Source organism: Nocardia sp. NPDC049737, from assembly GCF_040674755.1.
Classification (GTDB): domain Bacteria; phylum Actinomycetota; class Actinomycetes; order Mycobacteriales; family Mycobacteriaceae; genus Nocardia.
The window spans coordinates 87,499-105,889 of the sequence record NZ_JBFANH010000024.1 but is presented as its reverse complement, the minus strand read 5'-3'; the positions used below and the strand labels follow the sequence as shown (position 1 = coordinate 105,889).

Genomic DNA, 18,391 nt, shown 5'->3' with positions numbered 1-18,391 from the left:
CATGGCGGATCTGCTGCTGCGCGACGCCCGCATCGCCGACGACGCGGCCTTGGTCGACATCGTCATCGACCAAGGCGTCATCATCCAGCTCGACCACCTACCGCCCGGGCGTGCCGACCACGAAATCGACTGCGCCGGACGCGTCGTCATCCCGGGACTTATCGAATCACACCTGCACCTGGACAAGGCACTGCTCGACCGCGAACGACCGAACCTCGACGGCACCCTGGCCGGGGCGATCGCGGTCACCGGCGAACTCAAGCGCACCTTCACCCGCGCGTCGATCCGCGACCGGGCACGGCGCGTTCTCGACCTGGCGATCACGAACGGCACCACCACGATTCGCGCCCATCCCGACGTCGACCCGATCATCGGGCTGCTCGGCGTCGAGGCACTACTCGACCTGCGCGAGGAATATCGCGGCAGAATCGACCTGCAGATCGTCGCCTTTCCGCAGGAAGGCATCCTGCGTGCCCAGGGCACCATCGACCTGCTGCGCGAAAGCCTGCGTCGCGGCGCAGATGTCATCGGCGGTTGCGCCTACAACGAAGCGACCGTCGCCGACTGCCGTCGCCATATCGATCTCATCTTCGAACTGGCCACCGAATTCGACGTCCCGATCGATATCCACGCCGATTTCGCCGACGACGCGACCGATCCCCGCTTCGCGCTCGCCGACTACATCGCCGAGGTCACCGAGCGCACCGGCATGCGAGGCCGAGTTGCGTTGGGCCACATGACTTCCCTGGCTGGACAGCCACCGAGGCAGCGCCGCGAAACCCTGAACCGTCTGGCCGCAGCAGGCATCGCGGTCGTCCCCCTGCCCGCCACCGACATACATCTCGGCGGACGCGCTGATACCACGAATATCCGCCGCGGCATCGCACCGATCCGTGAGCTCTGGGACGCGGGCATCACCACCGCGTACTCCTCCAACAACATTCGCAATGCGTTCACCCCCTACGGCAACGCCGACCTCCTCGACATCGGCCTGTTCCTGGCCCAGACCAGCCACCTATCCACTCCCGCCGAGCTGACCCGGATCCTGACCATGGCCACCACCCAGGCCGCCGCCGTCATCGGGATCGCCGATCGCTACGGCATCCGCCCCGGCGCCGCCGCGGATCTCGTCGTCCTGTCCACCCATCGCGTCGCCGATGCCCTACTCGATCGCCCGGACCGCTGCTACGTCATCAAAGCGGGCCGGATAGTCGCGCGTACAACGCGAACCCACGAACTGCTGCCCGCCGCCGATCCACCGGCACGGCAGCCACTGGCCAGCTGACATACGCCGAACAGCGATTCAGCCCAGCGAATCCGCTTCCGCGCGAAATGTCCAGCGATAGGCCAGCGGCGAGACACCGGTCGAATCATGCAGGTGCGGGCGCAGGGAATTGCCGGTGGCGAAAACCGACCGGGCCTGCAATGCGGTCCACGGTCATATCCGTCCGTGCTCGATGCCGCAGCCTCCCGCGGCGACATCCCCCAGCCTCCATGACCCTGATCTTGCGCTCGAAAGCAAGGGCCCACCTGTGATGAGTGGGCCGAACCCATCACGACCGTGCGAGAGGTCCGACGCTGATGTTCCCCGAAACCCTCACCGCACGAGCCGTGGTCTACGACAATGGATCCCGCGAAATGGGCTGCGCCGAGCTCACCGCCCGCCTGCGCGAGGTCGGCTCCGACCACACACTGCACACAGCCGCACGGGCGCTCGGCGACCTGGTGCGCGGTATCGCCCTGCCGAGAATCGCCGAGGCCGTCGACGGCCTGCTCGACATCGATCTCGGTGACGCGGCGGTCGCCGGCTGGCGCCGCTGCGATCACCTCCGCTCCGCTCCCGGCGCGGCCCCGAGGAAATCGTCGAGCTGCTCGCCCACGAAACCACCCACACCTACCGCCCGAACCTGGAGATCCTCGTCGACAGGCAGTCCGCCGGCTCAGTCGCCGTCGAGCTCGTCCTCATTCTGGAGATCCAGCCGCTGGCCGCCACCGTCCGCCACGGCGCCCGAACTTGGTTGAAATGGTTGGATACGGGGATGGACGGCGGCCACCTGGAATCGGGTCTTTCCAAAAGCGTCTGGACCGACGCCGACTTCTCGGAGATGGGCTGGCACGACGCCACCATCCACGGCCTGTGTGTACAGCCGACCGACGGCGTCCTGCCGCGGCTTCTCCTCGATCTCGACTACATCGTCCGCTGGGTCCATCCGGTCCCACCGGCGACATATTTCTCCTTCTGGATGGCCCCGGCGACGCTCGTCTTCGAAGACGTTTGGGACCTCGAGGGGGACCTCGATTTCAAGGGCACGACCCCGGACCTGGAGATCGATGACCTGCACCGACTGGTACCCGACGATCGACGGGAGGACCTTCCGCTCTGGCACATCGAAGGTCATGCGTTCGATCTGAAGTTCCGCGCAACCGGTTACCACCAATACTTCCGAAAGACCCCGACACTCGCTTCTCGACATGCGCTCTCTCACGCAGAACGGGGTGGGTGCACCTTCGCCGAGGTCGGCTTTTGCTGACACGCCTGCCCTTCGAACGGCGGTGCGTGAGAGGCGCGGTATCGGCGAACATGCCCATGGTGGGGCGTGACCGCCAGTGCGGCGGACCAGAACGTTGTCGCTCGAAACATCCGCTTCGCGCCGGACCGCCATCGAGGTGAGCCAGGCGGCGCACGACCGACGTGCATGTGAGGTGGTGGAGTGCCGCGAAGCTGCGTCTGGAGCTGGTGTCCGCGCGTCCCGAGCCACTGCTGGACACAGCGACGGCCCAGGTCAACGATCTGATCAAGGCCGAGAACTTGACAGATCTCAAATCCCGGGAGCGCGCGGTGGAGGGTGCCTTGTCCGCGTTCATAGCAGACGCGGCGGCGCGACTCCTGACCGATTACCACGGCGGCGTAAGCAGGCGCTGAACGGCCGCTTACCGAGCGGTTTTCCGCCGGTCACAGCCTGCGCGAGATTCGGCCGGACGGTCAGCTTCTGAGACAACGGCTGCCCCGCCGGACGACGGACAGCCACCAACGGGGGCGACGGATACAGACAAGCGGGCATGTCGACGGCTTCTGATAGTCGTATCCCGTACCAACCGTCAACAACGCCTCACAGCATGAGGACTTGACTCAAGGGACTCAAACGCCGTCTGGCCGACCATGTTTGGCGCATCATGATCGCCGACGAACAACACCACACGATCGGGGCGGGCTCCGCAGGACAGTCGAGGGCGACTACGAAATCCTGCGCGGCCGGCTCAACCCCGCACACCAACACTTCGGATCGGTCACTTCCGGAACCCGCCACCGAACAGGCTACGACCAAACCCGCTCCAGCAGCTTGACGAACACAGACGAACGAACCCCCGCCTGGCCAGGATCGGCTTCCCAGGTGCCCGGCAAGTTCTCGAAGTCGAGCGCACCCGAACCAGCGGCCGCAAGATCAGCGGGGCGAGATCATCGCCCAACTCGAGGTGCCGACGCTAACCGATGGCACGGTAGACACGCTTGGCGCACGTGCGCTCACCTCCGAACACACGCTCCTGCCCACTGTGCTGCAGCAGATAGCTCGCGGACGAAGGGCACAGGTGCACTGGTCACACTGCGGGGATCACTCGCACCCGAGGGCGCGGTCATCAAAGCAGCGGCGGCGTCACCACATCGCGGGGCCCGCTCGCACTCGTGTGCAACGGCGATCGCATTCGCCTCGATGTACCCAACCGCACCGTTGATCTCCTCGTCGACGATGAGGAACTCGACATACGCCGTACCCGACCTGGTGCTGCACCTCCAGCATGATCGGGGGGAGCGATGCGACCGGACGCGAACCCAGCCCAGCCGGGGCGTCAGGGGCGGGCTGAGTTGATGGGCGCTTGGGCGGCGTCCGTGCCCCAGCTGGCCAGGAGACACAGCGCCTCCGCCGACGGCGAGCCCGGTTCCGCGTGGTAGACACACAGGTACTGCTCCGCGTCGTCCGGGAGGTACAACGTCTCGTACGCCAGGGTCAGCTCACCGACCAGAGGGTGCCGCATCCGCTTCACACCATGCCCCTTTTCCTTCACGTCATGCGTGGCCCACAGCCGCCGGAACTCCTCGCTCTTGACCGATAGTTCCCCCACCAGCGCCGACAGTTCCGGGTCGTCCGGATGCTGGCCCGCGTACAGCCGCAGATAGCTGACCATGTCGGACGCCTTGGAATCCCAGTCCAGGAACAGCCGCCGGTAGTCGGGAGAAAGAAAGGTCAGCCGCGCCCAATTGCGTTCTGCGGGCGGCAGCTGCCCCCAGTCGCCGAAGAGCGCCGCCGCCATCTGGTTCCAGGCGAGGATCTCCGACCGCGCCCCGGCCACGTACGCGGGCATCCCGTCCATCGACTCCAGCAGTTGCTGCAACGTGACCCGCACCTGCTGCTGCTTGGGTGCCCGATACTTGCGCCGCAGTTGCTTGGGCTTGGCGAGGCGGGTGAGGTGCGCGTGCTCGGCGTCGGTCAGCCGCAGGGCGCGCGCGATCGAGTCGAGCACCTCCGCCGACACATTGCGCCCGTTGCCCTGCTCCAGCCGTGTGTAGTAAGCCACCGAGACCCCGGCCAGCTGAGCCAGTTCCTCGCGACGCAGGCCCGGCACCCGCCGGTGCCGCCCTTGCCAGGGAATCCCTACGTCACCCGGCTCGAGCCGGGCCCGGCGCGTACGCAAGAACTCGCTGAGCTCGGCGCGCTGGTCCAGGCCGTCGGAGTGCGCGGCCTGAGCGTCGTCCGGGGCAGGATTGTCGCTCATGCTCTCCAGTATTCCCGGTCGTACGACTACGAGCCTGATCCTGTCAGTGGTAGGACCACTGGACGTACGCAAAGCACGGCCTAGGCGAGTGCCGGTTCGTCCAGCACGCTGGAAGCCATGACCACCACTGTTGCCGCATATGCCGCGCCCAGCGCCAAGGCTCCGCTGGAGCGCACCACCATCGAGCGCCGCACGGTCGGCGAGCACGACGTACTGATCGCCATCAAGTTCGCCGGGATCTGCCACTCCGACATTCACCAGGCCCGTGCGGGCTGGGGTGAGGCCATCTTCCCGATGGTCCCGGGGCACGAGATCGCCGGCGTCGTCGAGGCGGTCGGTTCCGGTGTGACGAAGTTCAAGGTCGGCGACCGCGTCGGCGTCGGCTGCATGGTCGACTCCTGCCGCGAATGCGAGCCCTGCCGCAACGGCCAGGAGCAGCACTGTGTGCAGGGAAATGTGCAGACCTACAACGGCATCGGCAAGGACGGCGAACCCACCTACGGCGGCTACTCACAGAAGGTCGTCGTCGCCGAGGCATTCACCGTACGCATCCCCGAGGGCCTCCCCCTCGACGTCGCGGCGCCGCTGCTGTGCGCCGGCATCACCACGTACTCCCCGCTCAAGCACTGGGGCGCCGGCCCCGGCAAGAAGGTCGCTGTGATCGGGCTGGGCGGCCTGGGACATATGGGCGTCAAGATCGCCCACGCTCTCGGCGCGGAAGTCACCGTCCTGTCGCAGTCGCTGCGCAAGAAGGACGACGGCCTGAAGCTGGGCGCCGACCACTACTACGCCACCAGCGATCCGAAAACGTTCGAGGAGCTGGCCGGTTCCTTCGACATCATCCTCTCCACGGTGTCCGCGCCGCTGAACTTCGGCGCCTACCTGAGCCTGCTGAAGACGGCCGGCGCGCTGGTGAACGTGGGCGCTCCCGAGGAACCCATCTCGCTGAACCTGTTCTCGCTGATCGGGGGCGCCAAGATCCTCGCCGGCTCCATGATCGGCGGCATCGCCGAGACCCAGGAGATGCTCGACTTCTGCGCCGAGCACGGCCTGGGCGCAGAGATCGAGCTGATCGAGGCGAGCCAGATCAACGAAGCGTACGAACGGGTCGACAACTCGGACGTGCGCTACCGCTTCGTGATCGACACGGCCACGATCTGATCGACACCTCGTTGGTCGGGGGCGCACTCACCGTGCCATCGGCCTGATCCCACGGGTAATCGAAGCCCTCCTCGGGCTCCGGCAACATCGCGCACAGAGAGATCGCCGGATCCAGGAGGGCTCGGACGCTTGGTTACGCTTCGTCCTCCCCTGATTTCTCGTCTTTCCATGCCGCACATAGGGTGCACCGAAAGTCGGCTATGCGCTACCGGATGCCCTGGATCACTACACCCGCCGGCCCATCCGAAGAATCCGATACAAACCAGAATGCAAACCGTGGGGTTTCCGCGGGGCTGGGCCAAATAGAAACAGGTCAGGACCGGCACAATACCGGTCCTGACCTGCTATTTGAGTGGGCCTAACACTCCACAACCCGAACCCGCTGTCGGTCGAAGGGCCAGCGATTCGGATCATGCCAGGAGGCAAGCGGCAGGTTCGAACCACAGCTTGACCGGCTGATTTCACCGATCTGTGGGCGGTGGTGTCCCTCGCTGCCGCCTTGGATACCACCGCGCACATCCAAGCTTCAACGCGGGGCGTTCGCTCAGAATGCTGTATGAGCGGACGTTCGTCTGCTTCCCCCAGGTCCGCGACCTGTTCGAGATGGATCGACCACGCTCCGCAGGCCCACCTTCCACCACGACTGCGTCGTATGACCGTGCGGCCGATGAGAGCGTCCTCATCGAGTCGAACGATCCACCTACGTTCGACACCGAGACGACAGCGTCGGCTAGTAACGGCGTGGCACCCCTGTGGCACGGCCGATTTCATCCGCCTAGACTCTGCCCGGTGAGCGAGCAGCGTCCGCCCACGGGGGGAGCCCGTGCGAACCATTCTGAGCAACGACCTTCTTCACCGACACACGGAACATCACCAGCCGAACCAGCACCCCGACATCGATCCAGGATCGGTGATCTTGGGCCAACTTGGATCACCGCGATCTCGGGGCTCATTGTCGCCCTGACCGGGTTGGGGGTGCTCGTCGGACGGCAAACAGCGCCAACGAGTTCGGAGGCAACGGCCCAAACAGTCACATCAGTTGTGACCGTTGCCGCCGAAGCATCACCACGTACCAGCGCTACCGGCACGCACCAGACGACCACAGCTACGGCCGGACAGGCGGCAGGGACCGCTCTCGTCGAGAACTGCCCGATTGTCCTCGCGCAAGACTTCGATCTTCCTGTCGGAAGGATGGCGGAATGCCCGTTTCCAACCAGCGATACAACTGTCGGAATCGGCTGGCAGGGCTACACGCTGAAAGTGACCGACAACAAGGCGACGTTTGCAAAACTGGACGGTGAGTCAGCCAGCCTTGAAGGCTGCAAGAAAAACACCCGCTACGTCAGGGTGATCGACGCACCCGCCGCTGGCGACGTGATCTGCTACGTGAACAAAGGAATCGTCGCAGCGATTACTTTCACGAAAACGATTGCTGCCGGACAGTATTCGGATCCAGCCGAATTCAACATCACGATCTGGCAGACGTGAAGCGCCAGCAGATCCTCCGGTTCATCGACCTAGTGAACCCCGCACGTCCAGGCTCCGTTTGGGAAGGTTTCTGCGGCGCTCCCGCAAACTCATCAACTCCGTGTTGACCTCCCGGGCTCCGACATCGAGGTCACGGTGCTCGATACCGAGATCCGTGAGCCGGCCTGTTCCTGATCGAGAGAAACCTTGCCTCCGGCGACAGCATGCTGGCAGCCAACTGCGCCGCGTCCACGCTCCCCTGGGTAGCCCCTCCGCATCCAGGTGCTCCTGGTATCGGTTATCTTGCGTCTTCCGCCGGGCGCGTTCCTAATAGGCCGTCAACGGCCAGCACCGAATACACCGACACAGACGCCCTGATCGGTCTCGCCACAATTTCAAGCGAAACCGTGGGGCTGGATCAGATAGAGCAGGTCAGGCCCGATCTCCGGGACCGGGCGTCCGTCGGCGACGATAGCCGCGCGCAACTCGCCGGACGCGCCAACAGCTTTCGCAGTGATTCATCGTTCAAGGACACCGTGTACCGAGAACAAGTCAGCGAAGAAGCTACGCAACATCTCCGGAGCCTCTGGTTGCATCAACTCGTATCCACCGAATCGGAACACCTCGTATCCGCGAAGCCGTAGCGCACGATCCTCGGTAACCATCTTGGCGTATTCCTGAGGCGATGCCTTGTCGCCATTAGCGTAATGCTGCTTACCATCTACCTCGATGACGACTCGAACATGATCAGGCAATAAGAGGAGGAAATCCATTCGCTCTCTCCTCAGACGATTCGGCTTCCCCAGCGTTCGGCGTTCGGCACCAGTTAGCGGGTCGAAATGAAGATAGACCTGCGGCAACAATGCAGGAGCTTTCCAACCCGACTCACCTCGATAGTTCTCGCAGTATATACGAAATACGATTCGTTCGACCGAGTTGTTTCCAAGCGAGGAGTCAAGCCGCCGATAGAGACTGCGCGCGCTTTCAATCTCCGACTCCGAGCCCGAGCTGTCATGACCACTCCACCACGTTACGAGGGCCCCCCAACTCAGTCCGGTCCCAGCCAAGGGCTTATCATATATCAAGCAGTGTTCGCCAAATTTCACGATCTCAATGACATTGTTTACAGCATCGCGCAGCACAATTTCAGGTTTAGGGCCAGACGACGCAAAGATAATGTTCTTTAGCTGCCCATCGACGCCACGAGCGGAAGTGCTAGCGTCGTTCAGTTCTTCGAGATCAGATAAACCATTCCAGATCGGCTCAAAGAGTTCGCTCAGATAACCACGCCGAGCAGCCCACCCACCCCCACCGCTCATTCCCTCACGGCTCCAGTAGTCATGAAACCCGGTAAAATCCCGGAAGGGCAGTTTAAATTCAAGTCCGAGCCGTCGTAGCACAGCTCGCAAAGCTCGTAGCGCGACCGGAATCTCATCATTGCTGAGCTTGTGAGTAGAATCGGTGCCAAAGCTACGAAGTTCATCGTGAACCAACTGAGTAAGCGCCTGTGCAACGTCAAGATCGCTGGCCTTCTCGATTGCGCCCTTGGCAATAGCGGCAAGCAAGTCGTTGTCGAGCACTTCCCTAAACGCCCACGGGTCGCCATTCATAGCCCAAGTGGAGTCGCGCTCAGTTTTGAAGAAGCCGCTTGGCTGCATTGTCTGATACCTTGTCCATTTATCTTATTGTATCAAAGTTTAAATTTCACTTTAGACGTCTATCCTCGCGCAATTCGCCGCCGCTCATCAAGATAGGACTCGATAGCGTATTCTTCCTCGGCGTCTAACTCTTCCTGTGTGGGCTGGACAGGCTCCAGATGGTACTCGTTACCCATGTCAGCCTCAAAAAGAAGCTCTTCATCCAGTCTTAGCGAACAGACTCGGCAAAAGAATTCTTTGGGTGTTGCGGTAAGATCAATATATTTTCCTAAATTTCCATCGTAGTCACCGTCTGTGATGATTCCGCTTCTTCTGATGACGTATTCTAGCCATCCATCGAAGCCACACACAGGACAAAGCCTACGGCGAAATCTTTCATCAGAGTTTTCTGAGTCATCGAAGTAACTGTCAGGCTCCTTTTCTGCGAGCTCAAACAGCGCATCGTCATCCAACCGCTTACGCAAGCGCTCAAGCTCGCGGAAAGCCAGCCCTTTAAGTTGCTCAAATCTAATCCGACGTTCACGCTTTTGCCGCCTTAAGCGCTCATCCACCTGCGCGATAAGGGACATTCCCCAGTAGGCAACGCGATGCAGTTCGGCATTCTCACTGCCAACTACGGCCAATAGTTCTTCACTGAGTTCGACCATCTTGTTCAATGCTTCTTCAAGCTCAGATCTGTCGACCAACCCCATATGTGCAGCAGCGTTCCGCACATCAAATACCAGTGCGTGTCGCTGCTGGTCGTAATTTAGCGTGTACGCCTCTTTTAGTAAATTCATGCAGTCTGCGACAGAGCGAGACTTTCCCCTATGAACCGCAACGCCCGAGAACCCGGAAAACAGCAAGGCGCTCTTTACATCTCGTTCGGCTATCAGAGTCGGGGAAATGGTCGCTAACGCGCATTTCGCAAGTAGCTCAACCGACGTTCCGATAGACATTGCACAATCCAAGAGCTCTAATTCGTCGTCCGACGAGGATGTGAGTGCACGCCTTCCATGAAGCGATGCCGCACGGAAGAGATGTAGAGCCAGGTCAGCGTGAGCGACCGCGCGTCCGATTCCGGGCCATATCATTGGGATCTTCCTCGCCATGCCGACCTTCCCCGTCTGAGCGACGCACTCGTGCAGCACCTACCTCGGCCCGTCGTTGCGTCCCCGCACATATGCGTCTTATACATACTCCGCTTTACGCCAAGGTCGTAGCGGTTTTGTGTTCTCGGCAACCTGTCGAACAAGCCACCGACCACGACGTGGGACGACCGCTCGAAGCGTCGACCTGAATCTGGTTGACTGGCTCCGTGGTTCCGACGAGCACCATCACCCGCATACGTACCCTCGACGGCCTGCACCTGGCAGCCACCCTCGTCACTCCCGGTCAACCCACCACGCACGCCGTCGTGCTGGTGCATGGTGGTGGCGTCACCCGCGAGGAGGGCGGCTTCTTCACCCGTCTCGCGACTGGCCTTGCCGATGCTGGTATCGCGTCGCTGCGGTTTGACCTTCGCGGCCACGGCGACAGCGAGGGCCGCCAAGAGGAACTGACCCTCTCCGCCATCCTCAACGACATCCGCGTCAGCCTCGCCGCTGTGCAGGATGCCACGGGTGCCAGTGACCTGGCGCTGCTCGGTGCCAGCTTCGGGGGCGGCATTTGTGGCTATTACGCTGCCAAACGCCCAGATGATCTGTCTCGGTTGGTGTTGCTGAATCCTCAGTTCGACTATAAGAAGCGCACCATCGACACTCGCGACTACTGGACGAACGATGTCATCAGCGACGAGAAGGCCGAAGAACTCAACGAAACCGGAGCGATTCAGTTCACGCCGACACTCCGGCATGGTCGGCCGCTGCTCAACGAGGTGTTCTGGCTGAAGCCGAACGAAGTCCTCGGCGAGATCAAAGCATCGGCTCTGATCGTCCATGGCAACGCAGACACCTTGGTCCCAATCGACGGTTCCCGTGCTGCCGTTACCCAATTCACCGCACCCGTTGAGCTGGTCGAAATCGAGGGATCACAGCACGGGTTCGCCGTCCATGACGATCCGCAGTACCTCAACCCGAAAAGCCAGGAGTTCCAGGCCGAAGTGATCCGCATCGTGGCGGACTGGCTCACGGCTTAGCGCGACGGCATCAAGGCTTCACGGAGCTGCCGCACATTCGGCCGGTGGTTCCAAGGGGCGAGCGTCCGCACTACGTCCACAACGACATTCATCGTGCGCTCCGAATGGGTCTCGCGCGCCACCGCGACCGATTTGGTTGCCACCGTGGCGGCCTCGTCTGGTTCGCCGCTGAGTGCGAGTGCTTTTGCCTGTCGAGCGCTGAAGAAGCCAGCATCGCGCCGGGACAGTCCCCCGTCGGCGAGCACCTGACCGAACAGTTCAGTGGCCCGCTGCGGCTTGCCGGCCTCGGTGTAGCAGCAGGCTGAGCGAACCAGAAGCGTGCTCTCGTTGAAGTAGCTCACCAACTCTTGATCGTCGGCACCGCTGGCCTCGGTGAGGAGGTGTTGAGCCTGGCCAAGGCTTTGTTCGACGGCGGCTGCTGGCTCGCCAATCATGGCGAGTCCCAATGCTTCCTGCTGCACAACTTCCGCCTGCACCCGGATCGGAAGCTGCCACGGCCCCTCTTTGGCGGCTTGCGCCAATCCGAGCAGCGTCCCCGGGTCGCGCGAGTCATAGGCCATCTGGGATTTCTTGAGCAGGACGTATCCCTGCATGGGCAGGCTGCCCGCGGCCTGCGCCCACTCCATCGCGCGGTCGTACAGGAAGGTCGCCGTTACCGGGTCATGGAGGTCGCGGTACAGCCACCCTGCGAATTCCGCGCCATCTGATCCAACCGCCAGCAGTTGCCGACGCACGTCTGACTGAACATCCTTGCTGTGCCGTTGGATTGCGCCGAGCACGGCGAGCGTTACTGGCAACGCTTCGGCTGGACCGAGGGAACCGTCATCGGCTTTGCAACGCGCAAGCTGAGCACGGAAGAACTCCAGGACTGAGCCATCGAAGTAGCGGTGGGCGTCCTCCAATGCCCGGCTCACTCGCTCCAGATCGTCACTGTGGCTAATCGGCGGGATGCCGGTGCCATCGCCAGCTAACCAATGGGCAAGCGCCAGCGCGTTATTACCTGTCGTGCTTGTAGGTTCGACGGCTACAGCTGCCGAGCGCAGGTCGTCGGGCAGCTTGAACCACAGCAACTCGGGCGGAATTCGGAGAATCTGTGCCCACCGCGTCAATTTGGACAGTTGCTCTGGCGCTGAACCCTTTTCGATTCGACTGATCTGCACCTGTGTCATACCGAGCCAACTGCCCATCAGTTCCTGCGGCAGCTGTTGTCCGTGATACGGGTGGTTGCGGTACGCGAAGAAGACCCGGCCCATGTGCCAGGTGGCGAGAGCATCGCGCATTTGGTCGGTCTGCCAAAAGTCCGGCGGAAGCGTCGGCGGGCGGTGCCGCTGTCCCCGTGCCATGACTTCGCAAGCACCACAAACAGATTCGGCGTTGTAGCGGCTCAAGCGGTTGCCACAGCGCGCGCAATAGCGCTGGTAGTGCGGCGTTTCGGTCATGTGAACCGCTCCGGATCGTCCACGACGGTTGCCTTATCCCCCGTTTGCCCTGGTCAGAGAAAGCTACCACTGGCTTCCGTGATCGGTATGCGTTCCATGTATATCGCGTATTCGCCGTGGTCGTGGTGGTTTTTTGGCCGAAATCCGACGCTTGGGGACCAGACACATTCAGGCCCTCAAACGAAAGGAGTAGGCCGTGGCCCTGTCCCTTGTTGTACCCATCTTCGGTCCACCGGCCGCAGGCAAAACCGCTCTCACACTGCGCCTCGGATCGGCACCAGGGCGGCGTATCTTCCGACTGCGCGAGCACGTCCCCACAGACGTACTGGCCGCCACCGCGACCAGCAGCGAACGACTGGGCTGGATCGACGAGTTCACTGTCGGGGAAGCGCTGCGCTCGTACTTCGATGCCGCGCACGCCGATCCAGACGCGCATACCGTGCTGCTGGACAACTTCCCCGGTTCTGCGAGCCAGGTCGACCAACTGCTCACCACCCTTTGGGCGTTGACGCCACCCGGTCATATCGAGGCGATCGAAATCGTAACCGACGCAAGGACGCTCAAGCAGCGGGCGAAGAACCGAAAGGTGTGCCACCAGTGCGAGCGTGATCCCATCCGCGATCCCCGACTTTCAGCCATACCCAGCCGGGATGACCCCTGGCAGTGCGCCCACTGCGGTGGCTTGTTGCATCCACGGCGCGGCGACTCGCCCCGGCTGTTCAAGGCCAGGTTGCAGCGCTACCACCAGACGGCTGCCGGTATACGAGCAGGCTTCACCGACTCCGGTCTTGCCCTCACTCAGCTCGACACCACCAACACCATCGACGGGGCGGCGAACCTGCTTGCCCCGCTCCTTATTTCACGGAGTTCCACACGATGAATACTGTTCCATTGCCCATGCCCAGCCTCAAACCGAGCAGTGATGGGTACGGCCACGCCCGCATGCCGCGCGGTGCCACCGTTCCTCAGCCGGACCGGATCGACCGCGTGGCCTACGGCCGCTTCCGCAACGTATACCTCTACATCACCGAGGCGTGCCAACTTCGCTGCGAGCACTGCTACATGGGCGAACGGCTAGACCGGGCGTTGAAGATGCCGCTGCCCAAGATCGTGGACACGCTCACCACGTGGCGTCGGCTGGGCGGGAGCAAATTGACCATCCTCGGTGGCGAGCCCACGCTCCACCCCCACTACTGCGAGGTGATCCGACTGAGCAAACAGCTCGGCTACGAGCACGTCATCACCACGACGAACGCTCAGAAACCGGCACTTCGGCGCTTCCGGCAGCTCGGGCCGGAGGACTTCGCCTACGTACAGGTGAGTCTCGACGGCGGCAGCCGCGAGACCCACGATGCCGTGCGTGGTGCGGGCACGTTCGATGAAGCCATGGAAACCACGCGGGAGCTGGCCGAACGCGGGTTCGACACTCGCATCATCTGCACGGTCAACAAGGCCAACGAACGAGATGTGTTCCAACTCCTCGACATTGCGGATGTCCTGGGGGTGAGCCTGGTGAAGTTTCACGTCTTCTCGACCATCGGCACCGGGCACGGCAATGCGGAGATGGCCATGACACCGCCGGAATGGGTGAGTTTCTGCGACACGCTCAATGATGTTGCGCCCCAGTACAAGACAAGGGTGTGGTACCAGCCGACGTATGCCCGGCGCGATCAGATGGAGCGCTACGCCGCCGAGGGCTATCAGGGGTGCATCGGCCGAACACTGGACCGGATTTCGATCTTCCCGGACGGCCGCTGCTACGTCTGCTCCTACCTGTTCGACACCGAGCTGCACTTCGCCCAGATGGTCGACGGGCAAGTGCAGCTCAACCACAGTGCCAACGAGTTCGAGCTGTTCACCAGTGTCCTCGCCGAAAGCTCATGCGGCGGATGCAAAGCCGGTGCCTGCATGGGCGGGTGTCCGGCCGAAGAGGTGGTGATGGGCCAGTCCTCGTGCACGGCCTACGAGGACATTGTGCCCGTCTGCCGCCTGTGGAAATCCAGCGCCAAGCCCGAGGAGTGAACCCAATGGACGATATGGATCGGATCGCCGAAAATCTGCGCTGGATCGACTGGGGCGACATCGACGATGTCGAGCTGAACTGTCGTGAGGCATTGAACGAACTTGCGGCCGAACCGCGAATTGTGCGTGCACGGCTGGAGGAACTACCCAACCGGCCCGAGCTGCTCGACCTGTGCGAGCACTACGACATCCTGGACAAAATCGTGCTGGCCAGCGGGGACGATCCGGGAGTACGGGTACGGCTGCATGTATTCCTGCCGGGCTACTTCGACCGCCCGCACAATCACCGCTGGTCCTACGCCAGCAAGATTCTGCGCGGGCACTACCGGCACTACTTGTTCGGCAACGCCGAGCTGGACGAACAGGTGGAGCCGAACAAGCTGCCAGTGCTGCACGTTCGAGAGGAGCCGGTGGGCACCAGCTACGCGCTGCACCACTCGATGGTGCATGCAGTAGTCGCGGAGCAGTTCACGGTGTCGCTCGTGATACGCGGGCCAGCCGTCAAGGACCGGTTCTTGGTTATGGATCGGCAGACGAACGAGGCGTGGTGGCAGCTCGGGGCCAAGGATGAGTCCGAAGCGGAGGCCAAGAAGAAACAGATGAGCCGTACGCGATTCGCGGAAGTAACTGGCTGGATGGATGAGTGGGGGTTGTTCTAGCTGGCGGCGAACTGTTGGCGACTGGCGACTAATGCCCGCAGTTCGGCCAAGGTCGGCAGTGGGGCACCCTGGTGTCGTGAACACCGGAGTGCCCCACTGGCCGATCCGAGCAACATACTTTGCCCCATGGACCAGCCAGCCCAGAGGCCATAAAGCAGGCCACCCGTGAAGGCAGCACCCGCGCAGTGCGTATGTCGAACCTCCACCGGAAACGCTGGCACCGAGACCAGTTCCGACCGACTGAGCCCGACGGCACCATGGGCACCAGCGGTCACGATCACCCAGGCTGCACGAGTCTGGTCCAAGATGGATCGGGCCAGAGCTGGCGCATCGGCGTGGGCAGTGTCATCGACATTCGTTTGCACCAGCAGGCCGGAGTACCCGCGTACAGCAGCTGCCACCTCAGGCGAAAGCACGGAGCCACCGAGATTTAGCAACAAGGGCACCTCGGCGGCACGGGCGACCTCGATCACGCGAAGTGCGGCTGATTCGATCAGCTCGTAGCAATCCAGGTAAACGAATGCCGCATCCGCCAGCGGCGACAGGTCGGCACGCTCCAAACTGGCGGCAACGCCCGGCAAATGGGCGAACCATGTGCGGGTGTGCTGGTCGTCGCCTCTCACGACGATTCGTGGTGTGACGACATCCGGCCCGATCGCGAAGGCTGGACCTCGCGTTGTTCCAGCCAGCGGGCAACCCCTCGGCCGTGCTCATCGTCGCCAATGTCGTTGGCAATCAGCAGGGTCGGTGCTCCCAGAGATGCGAGCACCGCCGCTGTCATTGGCCCGTCAGCCGCTACCGACCATTCGATGGTGCGGATTTCCGCTCCGTGGTTGGCGAGGGGAAATACGGGCACCGTCCATAATTCCGCCTGCGCCAGGTAGCTGACGCATATCACCGGGCCAGACGGAGGCACAGTGAACTACCAGCCGTAGACCGAGAAGGAATCGCCAGCCGCGATGCGCTCTATTGCTGTGCGGCAGTAGGGGATCATGTGATCGGGCAGTGCATCTGCCGCGAACCATTCGAGCGCACTGCACTTTTCAGGTTCCAGGTTGGTTGGCTCCCCCTGCCATGTGTCCACGGTGAAGAAGAACGCTATCCGCCCGCCTGAGGACGAGTTGTGCATGATGTGGCTGAAGTGCACATCCTCCGGCGCGATGCTCACGCCGATTTCTTCCCTGGCTTCGCGGATCAGGGCGTCGACCACCGATTCGTCGGCTTCGAGATGACCGCTCGGCAGGTGCCAGGCTCCATCCTCGAAGCCGGTGTTCTGGCGCCGGCCGAACAGCACTTCAGTCCCTCGGCGCAGCAGCAGGTGAACGTCACCAGTCACCTTGTGCCGCTGCGGCTTTGCTTCTCGGGCGAGTGCGGTCGTTGTGTCAGTCATCGGTTGGTTGTCTCCTCTCGTAGTGGTTGAACTGGTTGTTTGATGCATTGAGCCCCTGAACGCACCGAGCCTAGATCTCCCGTCATCGGTGCGATATACACCGAACGTATACCGACCAACGGGTCACGATATGGATTGGTCCCGGATGCGGATTCACCCTCGTTACCAGGCAATTTCGGCCGTAAACGGAACGGGAGTGGTGGACATGCGTAGGCCGCGACACATCCGGATCGAATCCGGTGCGCTGAGGTTGGACTACCAGGGGTCGGCCGAACAGGCCCAGAATGTCGCCGATGAGCTGGCCCACGGATCGCCGGAGGTCGTTGTCACGGTCGATGACAACGTGACCGAAGACCTTCCAACATTGCCGTGCTCGCGGTTGTGGGAGTGAAATTCGCTGTGACCGAAGGGATTCCCCGTACTCACGGTAGCAGACGTCACGTCACGAGCATTTGTACCGAAACCACGCACCTGCGATTGAGGTTACGCGGTTGACTTCATCGCTGGTGGTGATCCTCTGGCCAAGTTCGCTGTTCTTCACAGCAGTAGCGTGTTTCCGAATCGGCAAGCGCTGGAAGTCAGTCCATCCGCCGGACGGGCGGGGTGGTGAGTTCATCAGCTGTCACCGCGACGACGAGGACCATTACTGCCATGAGGAAAATGACACGCAACCGATGAAGACAAACGCAGCCCAAGAGTTCTGGGTCAATGAAGATGACACGGAGATACTGCCACGACTGCAGGACATTGTGCCGCCGCTGCGGCAGACGCCAATACGGCGACCGCCATGGCTTCACGGCCGTTCTTGAGCCTTCATGACGTCGATCGCGAGTTTCACTGCGGCAGCCGTATTAGGCACGATCCAGTTCGGCTCGAACACGCTCTCCGAGCGTGCGTTAATCGCAGCAACTCGGCGACGCCAGAAAAATGGCGTTTCGAGTTTAGTAACATGGCTCGGAATGAAGCTCTGATACCAGCGGTGTCGAACGAACATATTTGTATACTGGAAAACGGCAACACCGCCGCATATCGGCAATTATCCCACCAGACCGGGTGGAGAGATCACCTTCAAACGTTCTGGATAACCGCTTCGCTCCGGTGGCAGAACAGATTTTTGTGCGGTGATCTTGATGCGTCCATTCCAGGGGGTGTTCCATGGCGGTATTCCGTGGCGGTTTCGGTGCGGTGCTCAAATCGCCCCACCCCGAACCTGCGAACCCACTGGTCAGATGGCACATATCCGGCTGAGTCTTACCCAGGATTGTCTATATATCACTCATATATAGACATCCGCCGTCGCGCCGTACACGGGGGTGTCGCTGCCGCCCGGGCTGGTGCCCGATCGTTCCTGTAGTGCCCCTCCTCATCTCCGCTTTCTGCCTTTGTTCGCGTTTGTCTTGCCCCCGGGAGCAATACCAGAGTGCCGTCGCCGCGCTCGCCGTAGACGGCGGTCTCCTGTCCTCGAAGGGAACGTCCTGTATTGCCGTTGCGACACGATGTCGCTCGATGCGAGTGAACTCGCAGATAGGAGGGCCGAATTCGGTTTCGGCTGTGTGAGTTTCGGGCTCGTGCTCGATGCCCGGCCCCGCTCTGACGTGCGCTGCTGGTAACGGCGGGGTGCGAAGCTCAGGGAAACGCCGAAGGGTTCTCGTTCCATCCGAGGGCCACGGGCCAGGGGCAGGCCGGACGGGTGAATCGCGTGAACCTTC

At 62.1% G+C, this 18,391-nt stretch carries 18 protein-coding genes and 1 pseudogene; 13 read left to right on the top strand and 6 right to left on the bottom strand.

Annotation, left to right across the window (positions count from 1 at the left end; genetic code table 11):
• The first annotated feature begins 1 nt into the window (after position 1).
• The 5 genes and pseudogenes from AB0J47_RS28995 to AB0J47_RS28975 form a co-directional block, all read left to right on the top strand.
• Positions 2-1,285 (top strand): amidohydrolase family protein, encoded by a 1,284-nt coding sequence (locus AB0J47_RS28995; protein ID WP_364352837.1) that lies wholly within the window; start codon positions 2-4, stop codon positions 1,283-1,285.
• 296 nt (positions 1,286-1,581) lie between these two features.
• Complete coding sequence (locus AB0J47_RS28990; protein ID WP_364352834.1) at positions 1,582-2,022, top strand: hypothetical protein; 441 nt, start codon at positions 1,582-1,584, stop codon at positions 2,020-2,022.
• 17 nt (positions 2,023-2,039) lie between these two features.
• Entirely contained in the window at positions 2,040-2,531 is a 492-nt protein-coding gene (locus AB0J47_RS28985) for a hypothetical protein (protein WP_364352831.1), read from the top strand.
• A gap of 167 nt (positions 2,532-2,698) precedes the next feature.
• Positions 2,699-2,923, top strand: a complete 225-nt coding sequence (locus AB0J47_RS28980) for a hypothetical protein (RefSeq protein WP_364352828.1) — start codon at positions 2,699-2,701, stop codon at positions 2,921-2,923.
• Positions 2,924-3,667: 744 nt separating this feature from the next.
• Positions 3,668-3,772, top strand: a pseudogene (locus AB0J47_RS28975) (dihydroxy-acid dehydratase); the annotation flags it as partial.
• A gap of 74 nt (positions 3,773-3,846) precedes the next feature.
• Here AB0J47_RS28975 and AB0J47_RS28970 read toward each other — a convergent pair.
• Entirely contained in the window at positions 3,847-4,770 is a 924-nt protein-coding gene (locus AB0J47_RS28970; protein WP_364352825.1) for a helix-turn-helix transcriptional regulator, read from the bottom strand.
• A 117-nt stretch (positions 4,771-4,887) separates the two neighbouring features.
• On the opposite strand from AB0J47_RS28970, the gene AB0J47_RS28965 reads away from it, so the two are divergent.
• Both AB0J47_RS28965 and AB0J47_RS28960 read left to right on the top strand, forming a co-directional pair.
• Complete coding sequence (locus tag AB0J47_RS28965) at positions 4,888-5,931, top strand: NAD(P)-dependent alcohol dehydrogenase (RefSeq protein WP_330256289.1); 1,044 nt, start codon at positions 4,888-4,890, stop codon at positions 5,929-5,931.
• Positions 5,932-6,972: 1,041 nt separating this feature from the next.
• Positions 6,973-7,419: a hypothetical protein gene (locus tag AB0J47_RS28960; protein WP_364352821.1), complete on the top strand. Its 447-nt coding sequence runs from the start codon at positions 6,973-6,975 to the stop codon at positions 7,417-7,419.
• A gap of 497 nt (positions 7,420-7,916) precedes the next feature.
• Here AB0J47_RS28960 and AB0J47_RS28955 read toward each other — a convergent pair whose 3' ends face one another.
• Together AB0J47_RS28955 and AB0J47_RS28950 are read right to left on the bottom strand one after the other, a co-directional pair.
• Positions 7,917-9,056, bottom strand: a complete 1,140-nt coding sequence (locus AB0J47_RS28955) for a hypothetical protein (RefSeq protein WP_364352818.1) — start codon at positions 9,054-9,056, stop codon at positions 7,917-7,919.
• 59 nt (positions 9,057-9,115) lie between these two features.
• The gene (locus tag AB0J47_RS28950; RefSeq protein ID WP_364352815.1) at positions 9,116-9,994 is read right to left on the bottom strand and encodes a hypothetical protein; all 879 of its coding nucleotides are present in this window, start codon (positions 9,992-9,994) and stop codon (positions 9,116-9,118) included.
• Between the two features lie 359 nt (positions 9,995-10,353).
• Here AB0J47_RS28950 and AB0J47_RS28945 point away from each other — a divergent pair, with 359 nt between their 5' ends.
• Entirely contained in the window at positions 10,354-11,172 is an 819-nt protein-coding gene (locus tag AB0J47_RS28945; protein WP_364352812.1) for an alpha/beta fold hydrolase, read from the top strand.
• Here AB0J47_RS28945 and AB0J47_RS28940 read toward each other — a convergent pair.
• Positions 11,169-12,611 (bottom strand): XRE family transcriptional regulator, encoded by a 1,443-nt coding sequence (locus AB0J47_RS28940; RefSeq protein WP_364352809.1) that lies wholly within the window; start codon positions 12,609-12,611, stop codon positions 11,169-11,171. The two genes, AB0J47_RS28945 and AB0J47_RS28940, sit on opposite strands and share 4 nt — an antisense overlap.
• Before the next feature lie 196 nt (positions 12,612-12,807).
• Here AB0J47_RS28940 and AB0J47_RS28935 point away from each other — a divergent pair, with 196 nt between their 5' ends.
• From AB0J47_RS28935 to AB0J47_RS28925, 3 genes are read left to right on the top strand one after another with little or no spacing between them, the layout of a single operon-like run.
• On the top strand, positions 12,808-13,491 hold the full coding sequence (locus AB0J47_RS28935; protein WP_364352806.1) for a hypothetical protein: 684 nt from the start codon (positions 12,808-12,810) through the stop codon (positions 13,489-13,491).
• Positions 13,488-14,633, top strand: coding sequence for a radical SAM protein (locus AB0J47_RS28930; RefSeq protein WP_364352803.1), 1,146 nt, complete (start codon positions 13,488-13,490; stop codon positions 14,631-14,633). Before AB0J47_RS28935 ends, AB0J47_RS28930 begins: the two co-directional genes overlap by 4 nt.
• A 5-nt stretch (positions 14,634-14,638) precedes the next feature.
• Positions 14,639-15,292, top strand: coding sequence for a hypothetical protein (locus tag AB0J47_RS28925; RefSeq protein WP_364352800.1), 654 nt, complete (start codon positions 14,639-14,641; stop codon positions 15,290-15,292).
• Here the strand turns inward: AB0J47_RS28925 and AB0J47_RS28920 are convergent.
• Positions 15,289-15,915 carry a carbohydrate kinase family protein gene (locus tag AB0J47_RS28920; RefSeq protein ID WP_364352797.1) on the bottom strand — a complete coding sequence of 209 codons (627 nt, stop codon included), beginning with the start codon at positions 15,913-15,915 and terminating at the stop codon, positions 15,289-15,291. The genes AB0J47_RS28925 and AB0J47_RS28920 overlap by 4 nt on opposite strands.
• Before the next feature lie 299 nt (positions 15,916-16,214).
• On the bottom strand, positions 16,215-16,682 hold the full coding sequence (locus AB0J47_RS28915; protein WP_364352794.1) for an NUDIX domain-containing protein: 468 nt from the start codon (positions 16,680-16,682) through the stop codon (positions 16,215-16,217).
• A 205-nt stretch (positions 16,683-16,887) separates the two neighbouring features.
• Here AB0J47_RS28915 and AB0J47_RS28910 point away from each other — a divergent pair, with 205 nt between their 5' ends.
• Positions 16,888-17,073 carry a hypothetical protein gene (locus AB0J47_RS28910; protein WP_364352791.1) on the top strand — a complete coding sequence of 62 codons (186 nt, stop codon included), beginning with the start codon at positions 16,888-16,890 and terminating at the stop codon, positions 17,071-17,073.
• A 100-nt stretch (positions 17,074-17,173) separates the two neighbouring features.
• Positions 17,174-17,491, top strand: a complete 318-nt coding sequence (locus AB0J47_RS28905; protein WP_364352788.1) for a hypothetical protein — start codon at positions 17,174-17,176, stop codon at positions 17,489-17,491.
• The last annotated feature ends 900 nt before the right edge of the window (positions 17,492-18,391 follow it).